This window comes from Roseibium aggregatum IAM 12614, assembly GCF_000168975.1.
Classification (GTDB): Bacteria; Pseudomonadota; Alphaproteobacteria; order Rhizobiales; family Stappiaceae; genus Roseibium; species Roseibium aggregatum.
Genome location: NZ_AAUW01000003.1, coordinates 16,859 through 26,783, shown reverse-complemented (window position 1 = coordinate 26,783; position 9,925 = coordinate 16,859). Strand labels below are relative to the sequence as shown.

The 9,925-nt window shown below is 60.5% G+C and carries 12 protein-coding genes; 3 read left to right on the top strand and 9 right to left on the bottom strand.

From position 1 onward, the window contains the following. Nucleotides 1-7 precede the first annotated feature (7 nt). Both SIAM614_RS04650 and SIAM614_RS04645 read left to right on the top strand, forming a co-directional pair. The gene (locus tag SIAM614_RS04650) at nucleotides 8-1,000 is read left to right on the top strand and encodes an NAD(P)-dependent oxidoreductase (RefSeq protein WP_006932477.1); all 993 of its coding nucleotides are present in this window, start codon (nucleotides 8-10) and stop codon (nucleotides 998-1,000) included. Further along, a complete protein-coding gene (locus tag SIAM614_RS04645) occupies nucleotides 1,000-2,424 on the top strand; it encodes an aldehyde dehydrogenase family protein (protein ID WP_040439344.1) in 1,425 nt (474 codons plus the stop codon). The genes SIAM614_RS04650 and SIAM614_RS04645 overlap by 1 nt, the downstream gene beginning before the upstream one ends. Nucleotides 2,425-2,517: 93 nt before the next feature. Here SIAM614_RS04645 and SIAM614_RS04640 read toward each other — a convergent pair whose 3' ends face one another. From SIAM614_RS04640 to SIAM614_RS04615, 5 genes are all read right to left on the bottom strand, one after another. Continuing rightward, a complete protein-coding gene (locus SIAM614_RS04640; RefSeq protein WP_081455184.1) occupies nucleotides 2,518-3,180 on the bottom strand; it encodes a L,D-transpeptidase in 663 nt (220 codons plus the stop codon). Between the two features lie 7 nt (nucleotides 3,181-3,187). Next, nucleotides 3,188-3,652 (bottom strand): DUF411 domain-containing protein, encoded by a 465-nt coding sequence (locus tag SIAM614_RS04635; RefSeq protein ID WP_040439294.1) that lies wholly within the window; start codon nucleotides 3,650-3,652, stop codon nucleotides 3,188-3,190. Then, nucleotides 3,645-3,926 carry a hypothetical protein gene (locus tag SIAM614_RS04630; protein ID WP_006932473.1) on the bottom strand — a complete coding sequence of 94 codons (282 nt, stop codon included), beginning with the start codon at nucleotides 3,924-3,926 and terminating at the stop codon, nucleotides 3,645-3,647. The genes SIAM614_RS04635 and SIAM614_RS04630 overlap by 8 nt, the downstream gene beginning before the upstream one ends. 119 nt (nucleotides 3,927-4,045) lie before the next feature. Then, nucleotides 4,046-4,399 carry a hypothetical protein gene (locus SIAM614_RS04625; RefSeq protein ID WP_006932472.1) on the bottom strand — a complete coding sequence of 118 codons (354 nt, stop codon included), beginning with the start codon at nucleotides 4,397-4,399 and terminating at the stop codon, nucleotides 4,046-4,048. Between the two features lie 444 nt (nucleotides 4,400-4,843). Further along, nucleotides 4,844-5,125 carry a hypothetical protein gene (locus tag SIAM614_RS04615; protein WP_006932471.1) on the bottom strand — a complete coding sequence of 94 codons (282 nt, stop codon included), beginning with the start codon at nucleotides 5,123-5,125 and terminating at the stop codon, nucleotides 4,844-4,846. A gap of 60 nt (nucleotides 5,126-5,185) precedes the next feature. Between SIAM614_RS04615 and SIAM614_RS31865 the strand changes: the two genes are divergently transcribed. Continuing rightward, nucleotides 5,186-5,353 carry a hypothetical protein gene (locus SIAM614_RS31865; RefSeq protein WP_157139682.1) on the top strand — a complete coding sequence of 56 codons (168 nt, stop codon included), beginning with the start codon at nucleotides 5,186-5,188 and terminating at the stop codon, nucleotides 5,351-5,353. Nucleotides 5,354-5,844: 491 nt separating this feature from the next. Here SIAM614_RS31865 and grxD read toward each other — a convergent pair whose 3' ends face one another. The 4 genes from grxD to SIAM614_RS04595 form a co-directional block, all read right to left on the bottom strand. After that, nucleotides 5,845-6,180, bottom strand: coding sequence for a Grx4 family monothiol glutaredoxin (gene grxD / locus SIAM614_RS04610; protein ID WP_006932470.1), 336 nt, complete (start codon nucleotides 6,178-6,180; stop codon nucleotides 5,845-5,847). Nucleotides 6,181-6,270: 90 nt separating this feature from the next. Continuing rightward, nucleotides 6,271-6,504 (bottom strand): BolA family protein, encoded by a 234-nt coding sequence (locus SIAM614_RS04605; RefSeq protein WP_006932469.1) that lies wholly within the window; start codon nucleotides 6,502-6,504, stop codon nucleotides 6,271-6,273. 42 nt (nucleotides 6,505-6,546) lie between these two features. Beyond that, nucleotides 6,547-8,745, bottom strand: a complete 2,199-nt coding sequence (purL, locus tag SIAM614_RS04600) for a phosphoribosylformylglycinamidine synthase subunit PurL (RefSeq protein WP_006932468.1) — start codon at nucleotides 8,743-8,745, stop codon at nucleotides 6,547-6,549. A 140-nt stretch (nucleotides 8,746-8,885) separates the two neighbouring features. After that, nucleotides 8,886-9,851: a calcium/sodium antiporter gene (locus SIAM614_RS04595; RefSeq protein ID WP_040439343.1), complete on the bottom strand. Its 966-nt coding sequence runs from the start codon at nucleotides 9,849-9,851 to the stop codon at nucleotides 8,886-8,888. Nucleotides 9,852-9,925: the final 74 nt, after the last annotated feature.

Sequence of the window (9,925 nt, the reverse complement as noted above, 5' to 3'; positions counted from 1 at the left end):
GCGTCTCATGCGGGTCGGATTTATCGGTTTGGGCAATGTCGGCGGTAAACTGGCCGGCAGTCTTCTCAGAAACGGGTTTGAGATTGCGGTTCTCGATCTGAACCCGCTGTTGATGGAAAGCTTTGCGGCAAGAGGCGCGGTGCGTGGTGAAAGCCCCAGGCAGCTTGCCGAGAGCTGCGATGTCGTCATCACCTGCCTGCCCAGTCCGGCGGCCTGTGCGGCGGTCGTGGAGGGCAGGGACGGCATTCTGGAAGGGATTGGCCCGGGCAGGATCTGGGCGGAAATGTCCACCACCGATGCTGGTGAAGTGCGGCGTCTTGCGGGGCTTGTCGCAGCCAGGGGCGGTGAGGCAATCGAATGTCCGGTGTCCGGTGGCTGTCACCGGGCGGCTACTGGAAATATCTCGATCTTTGCCGGGTGCGCGCGGCAAACCTTCGAGCGGATGCTTCCGCTGCTGACGGTTCTGGGTCGCCGGGTGCTGCACACAGGCGAGATCGGCTCGGCGTCTGTCCTGAAGGTGGTCACCAACTATCTGGCAACGGTCAATCTGGTGTCGCTCGCCGAGGCCCTGACCACTTGCAAGGCGGCGGGAATGGATCTTGGCACCGCCTATGAAGCCATCCGGATTTCCTCGGGAAACTCCTTCGTGCATGAAACGGAGAGCCAGGTGATCCTGAATGGTTCGCGAGACATTTCCTTCACCATGGATCTGGTTGCCAAGGATGTCGGCCTTTTCCAGAAAATCGCAGACGATCATCAGGTGCCGCTTGAAGTGTCACCGCTTATCAACCGGATATTCGCAGACGGCATCGACCGCTACGGGCCGCGGGAACTGTCGCCCAACATCATCAGGCGCCTGGAAGACGCGACGGGTCTCGACATCAGAGCTCCGGGTTTTCCGGAGGAGATGGTTGACGACGAGCCCGAAGAAGCCGGATATGAGGTCACGCCCAAACGGGGCTGCGAGATGAAACTGAACAGATGGGAAGCAGCAGGCTGATGATTGAAAAGCGCCAGTTCTATATCGGTGGATCCTGGGTCGATCCGGTTGAGGCAAAAACGCTTGAGGTGATTAACCCGGCAACGGAACAGCCGATTGCCGTGATTTCCCTTGGCAGTGCCGCCGATGTAGACAAGGCGGTGGCTGCCGCCAAGGCCGCATTTACCGACTGGTCGGAAACGAGTGTCGATGAGCGCGCAGCGTTGCTGGAGCGGATCATTGTGATCTACAAGCGCCGGTCGGAGGAAATGGACGAGGCGATCCGGCTGGAAATGGGCGCACCGCGCTGCTTTGCGCGGGACAGCCAGACACCAACCGGCGCAGGCCATCTGGAAGCCACCCTGGAAGCCTTGAAGCATCACGCGTTCGAACGTCCCAGCCCCCGTGGCGGAAGCGTGCTTCGGCACGAGCCGATTGGTGTCTGCGGGCTGATCACGCCCTGGAACTGGCCGATCAACCAGATCGCAGCCAAGGTGGCGCCTGCGCTTGCCGCCGGTTGCACCATGGTGCTGAAGCCGAGCGAAATCGCACCGCTTTCCGGGCTTCTCTTCGCCGAGTTTCTGGACGAGGCCGGTTGCCCGGCCGGCGTGTTCAATCTGGTGAATGGCGATGGACCGGGCGTGGGCGTGGCGATGTCTTCGCATCCGGATATCGACATGATGTCCTTTACCGGCTCCACCCGGGCGGGCATTTCCGTGAGCCAGAACGCAGCGACGACTGTCAAGCGTGTCGCACAAGAGCTTGGCGGCAAATCGGCCAACCTGCTTTTTGCGGATGCTGATCTGGAAACGGCCCTGCGCACGTCGCTGTCCGGCTGCTTTTCCAACACCGGCCAATCCTGCGATGCTCCGACCCGTCTGCTGGTGGAGCGGAGCGTCTACGACGAAGCCGTCGAACTTGCCGGCAAGATTGCCGCGGAGACCAAGGTCGGCGATCCGGCCGAGGAAGGCGATCACATCGGACCGGTGATCAGCGACCTGCAATACGAGAAGATCCAGGGGCATATCGAGCGTGGTTTGGCCGATGGTGCACGTCTTGTTGCCGGTGGTCCAGGTAAGCCGAAGGGCTTTGAGACCGGGTATTTTGTCCAGCCGACCGTCTTTGCGGATGTCACCAACCAGATGTCGATTGCGCGCAACGAGATCTTCGGTCCGGTGCTGGTGATGATCCCGTTCGAAACGGAAGAGGACGCCATCGCAATCGCCAACGATACGCCCTACGGCCTTGCTGCCTACATCCAGACCGGCGATCCGGAACGGGCCAAGCGCGTTGCCCGCAAGCTACGCGCGGGCAGCGTCTATATCAACGGCGCCAGTCCGGATTACGATGTGCCCTTCGGCGGCTACAAACAGTCCGGCAATGGTCGCGAGTTCGGCGAATTCGGCCTGGAAGATTTCCTGGAACTGAAAGCCATAACAGGCTGAAGCCAGGTGTCGGAGGTATGAGACACTAGTAGTGCCTGGAGGTGGCGAAGGGACCGGCTGGCCAGCCCCTTTTGCTCAACTGTCCTTCCGCCCTTACAGTACGACGATCTGGGATCCGTCCGGAACGCGGCTGTAAAGGTCGATGACATCCTGGTTGATCAGGCGCACACACCCGCTGGAGACAGCAGAACCGATCGTCCAGTATTCGGCGGTGCCGTGGATGCGGTAAAGCGTGTCCTTGTTGCCCTGGAAGATGTAGAGCGCTCTTGCCCCAAGCGGGTTCTCGATGCCCGGGGGCATGCCGCCGTTGCGCCAGCTCCACTTTTCCAGCTCGGGTTGCCGCTGGATCATTTCTTCCGGCGGCGTCCATTTGGGCCAGGCAGCCTTGCGGGCGATCCGGGCCCGTCCGGACCATTCGAACCCGGCTCGGCCAAGGCCGACGCCGTAGCGCATTGCCTTGCCGTTTTCCTGAACGAGGTAGAGGTAATAGTTGCTGGTATCGACCACCAGCGTACCGACCTTCTCGCTGGTCGGGTAGTCGACCTGCTTGCGGTAATAGCGTTCCGGTACCTTCTTCAAATCGGGGGCGGGGATCGGAAACTGTTCTTCCGGCATCGCACGGTACATGGCAAGGACGGACGGGTCCTGCCAGGGCGCAAGTGGCTGCTGGGGAGCTGTCGACATACAACCGCTGACGGCGAGCCCGGTGAGGCTCGCCGACCCGGCAAGAAAGGATCTTCTTGTAAGGTTCGTCATGTGAAGGCTACTGGCCTGTCTCTAGATAGGGGATGGGAGGATCGGCCGGGTTCTGGCCGAGGGTGTAAACCGTGTATTGCGCCGCCGGATCGTAGCCCATGCCGAGCGAGCCCTGGGGCATGCCTGGGACCGCGATACCGCGAATGTCCGGCCGCTCCGACAGCATTTTTTCAACCGCTTCCAGCGGCACGTGTCCTTCGATGATGTATTTCCGGTCGCCGCCGGTCACTGCCGTGTGGCAAGCCTGCATGTCGTCCGGAATGCCTGCCTGGGCCTTGATGGAGCTCAGGTCTTCCATATCGTGAATGACGACCTTGTATCCGGCAGCCTCGACGGCCTCCGTCCACAGTTCGCAGCAACCGCACAAGGGCGACTTGTAGACCGTGATGGTGGTGTCTTCCGCAGCCCAAGCGGCAGAGGACAAGGCGAGAAAGCCACCGGCAAGTGCGAAAACGAGTGGTCTCTTAGACATGGTCGGTCTCCTTTCGTGCAGGCGCGTGGCAGGGCTGGCCCATGATACGATGCAGAATCGCATGAATGGCGACGCAGCCGAACATTGGCGCGGCCAGCAGCAAAGCTTCGCCCGCGGTCAGTCCGGCCGGGGCGGAGACGATCAAAAGACCGGTCACCAATGCCATAAGCAGGCAGCAACCAGACATGAAGAGGGTGGTCCTGTTCAGATATTTCCGAGTTCGAAATCCTGGCGCGGCATGGAATGCCTGTGTGCCGTTTTCCTGAAGACTCATGTTTTTTTCCTGTCATTCAGGCGAACTGTTTTCCCGCCGGTCACTCAAATCCCGACAAGAAGTCGTTCAACCTTCCAATAGTGTGGGCAAAGCTGGAACTTCGCGTTCCGATGGAGCTTTCAGCCTTTTATGGGAGGTTGATCTTCCGTGGATGGCAGTCCGTCCGTCAGGACGGGAGGCGAGGTGGTCTCCGGGCCGGTTTCAGCCGTCGGAAATTGCAGAGCCATGACGGAAAAATGAGAGAGGCAATCCGGGCCGCACCCAAAGGGTTTGCTGGGCGTTCCGGCCTGATTGTCAGGTTGGCAACATTGGGCGTAATGCGCGGTGAACTGCCCCGTCTTTGCCGATAGGCCCGTTTCCAGCGCAATCGAGCGTTCCAGAGCCCGGATACTCTTTGGAACATGCGTATAGGCTGCGGCGGAGGTGACCCCGGCAAAGAAACAGATCAGCAATGTGATCAGAACGGTGCGCATATAATTTCAGTACCCGACAGGGTTTTCAATTTCCATACTCTGACTGCTCACAAGCGCGTAATCGCGAATTGAGGTCAAACCGTGGCTTGATCGGGTGTCTGCAGCGGAGAGCACCTATGCGTTTTTTGCAAGTGCCGTTTGCGGGCGTGAGGGGGGAGGCGCGCGGAGGGCCTGAGGAGAGCCAGCCGCTCGGGCTGGCGTACCTGCACAAAGTCGCCGGGCCGGTGACCGCGCATGCGATTACGGTGCGGGGCGACCGAGCAGTGACCGGTTGTTCCCCGGGAGAGCCCAGGTTGCCCGGCGTTTGCCGATCATCCGTTGAGAGGGATCATGATGTCCTTGCCTGGATGAGGTCGCGCTTCGGGGAACGTCAATCAGGCGTGGTGGCATGATCCGCTCAAGTCGGCGCCTGACGCAATCGATCAGAGTGTTTATCGGCAGAATTTAGCGAACGGTGTTTTCACCATCGAAGCCGCCCATCGGCTGGTTGCGGACGAGAATCACCAGGCCTTGCTTGCTGGGCTCGGCATCCTTCAGCGCAACACCGCCGTAGTTGGCGCAAAGCTCTTCGGCGCTCTTGCTTCTGGCCGGTGTGAACATGGTGAGGGCCTGGCATTCAACCCGGCGCAGCTCGCTGTCTGTCCTGACGCCGCCAGACAGAACGACGCCGGCTCCGACAAGTGCCAGAACGAAAGTGGAGGTGGCAGCAACTGCAATCTTGTTCATAGTCCCCGGTCCCATTTCCCGGCTCCGTTGTTCGTTGGAGCCCTGCGATATGGTCGGAGAATGGCGGAACGCACCTGTACTCACCCTGAAATCCGCATTCACCTTGCGTTCAGCTTAGGTGATTCGGCAAAATTTGCCGAGGCGCTGCCTAAATTCGACCGCAATCGATTCGTGTTAGCATTGGATAAACCGCAAATCCTGACGGCTTTGACGGGGTCGGGAGGCTGATTGGTATCGTTCCGGTGCTCCAGTGAGCTGATTCCGGAGTGTCACGTGGCACCCGTCGTTCCGCTTCCGTCATTCCGGACTAGTGCAGCGAAGCTGCGCGCCAATCCGGAAACCAGATGTCATCGTGAGCAAAGCGAACTCTTTATTTCAAAGCAAGGCCGCGCCTCTGGCGCGAAATATGTCTGGATTCCGGATCGGCGTTCGGCGGTGCCTCTCTTGTCCGGAATGACGGGAGGGGGAGGGGCAACTCAACACGCTCGACAAGCGCATCTCGAACCGTCGCCCGAACCTCTCCCTCACTTTCGTCATCCCGGACAAGCGAAGCGCGATCCGGGATCGGGGAGCCGTCATTGGTCACAGTTGCGGGTAAGTTCACCCCACAGCCTGGCTCTCCATTTCCGAATTATCGCTGTCGCAGGAAACACCGCAGACACGAAAAAGGGGCGGTAGAACCGCCCCTTGGAAAGCTGTCTTCAGAAATCGATTCAGGCTCAGGCGGTCTGCTGCGTGGTCGCAATGCCTTTTTCGGTCAGAAGGCCCTGCAGTTCCTGGTTCTGGAACATTTCACGGATGATGTCGCAGCCGCCGACGAATTCACCCTTCACGTAAAGCTGCGGGATCGTCGGCCAGTTGGTGAATTCCTTGATGCCCTGGCGCAGGTCGTCGTCTTCCAGAACGTTGATGCCTTTGTACGGGGCACCGACATAGTCGAGGATCTGCACGACCTGACCGGAGAAACCGCACTGCGGGAAGTTCGGCGTGCCTTTCATGAAAAGCACAACGTCGTTGGTGTCGACTTCGTTCTTGATCCAGTCCTGGATGCTCATGGGGTCCGTCCTTTGTGTCTTTGCCGCTTATCTGGCGAATTAAGGCGGCGTGTTCAAGTGCGCGCGCTGTCTGCGCGGCAATGTGTCAGCTCAATCCGGTGCCTTGGTCTGAAGGGCGAGGGCGTGCAAAGCGCCGCCCATGTTTCCCTTCAGCGCCTCGTAAACCAGTTGGTGCTGTTGCACGCGGCTTTTGCCCCGGAACGATTCCGAGACGACATTCGCCGCATAGTGATCACCGTCTCCAGCCAAATCCCGGATCTCGACCTGAGCATCGGGCAGGGCTGCCTTGATCAGGGTCTCGATCTCATTTGCGTTCATCGGCATCGTGCGTCCGTCCTGTTGTTAAGTTCCTGAAGGTCAAACGGCTTATGCCGTTGCCATGTAATTCGGGAACCAATCTTCGTGCGCTTTCTTCAAGTTTGCAACGGATATGGTGAGGATGCCCTCAACAGTCAAATCCGTGCCCCCGGTTGTGCCGATCTGTTGAACATCGACGCCGCCGTCCAGAATGTCTTCCAGAACGGCTTCCAGCTTGTCCTCGGCAACCGTAACGACATACCGGCCCTGGTCTTCGCCGAAGAGCGCCGCATGAGCCGGGCCATCAATCTTGACCTTTGCGCCGATGCCGCTCGCCATCGCCATTTCGGCCAGCGCGACACCCAGGCCACCTGAGGAAATGTCATGGACAGCCGTCACACGGGCCGCGCCGATCAACTGGCGAACCAGCGTGCCACGCCGCTTTTCGGCGGCCAGGTCGACCGGCGGCGGTGCACCTTCCTCACGGCCGAGAATATCGGCGAGATACTGGGAGGCACCCAGATGGGTGCCATTGCCACCGATGAGCAGGATTGCGTCACCTTCGTTTACAAAGGCCGCACCGGCGCGCACCGTAACGTCCGGCAGCAGGCCGACACCGCCAATAGCCGGGGTCGGCAGGATCGCTTCGCCATGGGTCTCGTTGTAGAGAGAGACGTTGCCGGAAACGATCGGGAAGTCGAGTTCCCGGCAGGCTTCGCCGATGCCTTTGATGCAGCCGACGAACTGGCCCATGATTTCCGGCTTTTCCGGGTTGCCGAAATTCAGGTTGTCGGTCGCCGCAAGGGGCTCGGACCCGACAGCGGTCAGGTTGCGCCACACTTCGGCAACCGCCTGCTTGCCGCCTTCGAACGGGTCTGCCTCGCAGTAGCGCGGGGTCACGTCGACGGAGAAGGACAGGCCCTTGCGGGTGCCTTCCACGCGAATGACACCGGCATCACCGCCCGGCGTAGCGGCCGAGTTGCCCTGGATCAGCGTGTCGTATTGTTCATAGACCCAGCGGCGGGACGAGCCGTTGGCGTTGCCGACCAGGGTCTTGAGGGCTTCGGCATAATCCGCCGGTTCCTCGATTTCAGAAGGCGACAGAACGGGACGCTTCTTCGGCTCGACCCAGGGACGGTCATATTCGGGAGCTTCGTCGCCGAGTTCCTTGATCGGCAGATCGGCAACCACTTCGCCCTGGTGCTTGACGATGAAGCGCAGCGTATCGGTGGTCTTGCCGACGATGGCGAAGTCGAGGCCCCATTTCTTGAAGATGGCCTCGGCTTCGTGTTCCTTTTCCGGACGCAGCACCATGAGCATGCGCTCTTGGCTTTCCGAAAGCATCATCTCGTAGGCGCTCATCTGCTCTTCGCGCACCGGAACCTTGTCCAGGTCCAGCTCGATGCCAAGGTCGCCACTGGCGCCCATTTCAACGGCCGAACAGGTGAGGCCGGCAGCGCCCATGTCCTGAATGGCGATGACCGCGCCTGTTTCCATCAGCTCAAGGCAGGCTTCCAGCAGGCATTTTTCGGTGAAAGGATCGCCGACCTGAACGGTGGGGCGCTTTTCCTCGATCGTGTCGTCGAATTCTGCCGAGGCCATGGTCGCGCCGCCGACACCGTCGCGACCGGTCTTGGCGCCCAGATAGACGACCGGCAGGCCGACGCCTTCGGCCTTGGCCAGGAAGATGGCATCGGACTTGGCAAGGCCTGCGGCGAAGGCATTGACCAGGCAGTTGCCGTTATAACGGGCATGGAACTCGACTTCGCCGCCGACGGTCGGAACGCCGAAGGAGTTGCCGTAGCCGCCAACACCGGAAACGACGCCGGAAACGAGGTGCCGGGTGCGCGGATGATCGGGTTCGCCAAAGCGCAGGGCGTTCATGGCTGCCACCGGACGTGCGCCCATGGTGAAGACATCGCGCAGAATGCCGCCGACACCGGTCGCCGCACCCTGGTAGGGCTCGATGTAGGACGGGTGGTTGTGGCTTTCCATCTTGAAGACCACGGCCTGGCCATCGCCGATATCGACCACGCCGGCGTTTTCACCCGGGCCCTGCAGCACGCGCGGTCCCTCGGTCGGCAGGGTTTTCAGCCATTTCTTGGAGGATTTATACGAGCAGTGCTCGTTCCACATGGCGGAAAAGATGCCCAGTTCGGTGAAGGTCGGCTCGCGGCCGATCAGCTCCAGGATGCGTTCATATTCATCCGGCTTCAGGCCGTGGGAAGCAATCAGGTCGGGCGTGATCTTGATGTCGTTCGGGATCATGACGTTTCACTGTTTTTGGCCAATGTTTTTGGCCAATGGGTGGGGCCGCGACAGCACGGGCAGACGATGATGCCGCCGTTTAGCAGATTGTCCGCGAAATGGGGAGCCTCGGAGTGCCAAGAAAATCCGATAAATTGGCATCATCCAAGGGCCTTTGTCAGGACTACGGTGGTGTAGGCCCCATAAGCGAACAGCATGACTGCCCCTTCGCGCCGGCAAATCCGCCAACCGCTCATGGAAAAGACCAGGAGAATCGCCGTGGCACCCAGCAGCACCCAGATGTCGAGCTGCATGATTTCCTGCGGCACCTGCAAGGGCGAGACAAGCGCGGTCACGCCCAGAATGCCGAGGATGTTGAAAAGGTTCGATCCCAGGATGTTGCCAAGGGCGATATCCGTCTGCCGCTTCAGGGCGGCAATGACGGACGTTACCAGTTCCGGCAGGGACGTGCCGACAGCAACAATGGTGACGCCGATGACGGCATCGCTGATGCCTGCCGCCTGCGCCAGACGCGTGGCGCCTGCCACCAGAAAATGCGCGCCGCCGAGGATCATCACGAGCCCGCCGAACGCCATAACCAGACTGAGCAGCAGGCTGGTCTTCCAGGCGGGCGGAGCCACCAGTTGGACTTCGCCCCTGTGCAGCTCGGCCGAGGGTGTGTGCGTGCCCTTTTCCATCCGGTAGGTGAGGACGAGATAGGCTGCGAGCGTCAGCACCAGTGCAACTCCGGCTTCGCGCCCGATGAAGCCGGTTATTGAAAGGCCGGTAAAGGCAAGAGCCGCCAGCAGGTTCGCCGGCCCATCGCGCAACAGCGCCGCGGGTTCCACCCGCAAGGGACAGATCACGGCTGTCAGACCCAGTATGAGCAGAATGTTGGCGATGTTGGAGCCTGCCACATTGCCGACCGCAATACCGGCAGAGCCGTCGAGTGCCGCCAGCACGCTGGTCATCAGTTCAGGCGTCGAGGTGCCGAAGCCGACCAGAACGAGGCCGATCAGGAGTTCCGACAGGCCGAAGCGCTTGGCAAGGCCAACAGATCCGCGCACCAGCACGTCACCGCCGGCAACCAGAAGCACGAGGCCGAGCGCAATTTCAAAGACAGTCATTTTGGAGATCCCGAGGACACGTTGCTGGCAGATGGTGTGCGTGATTGCGCTGCACAATGGCCAGGGCAATGCCG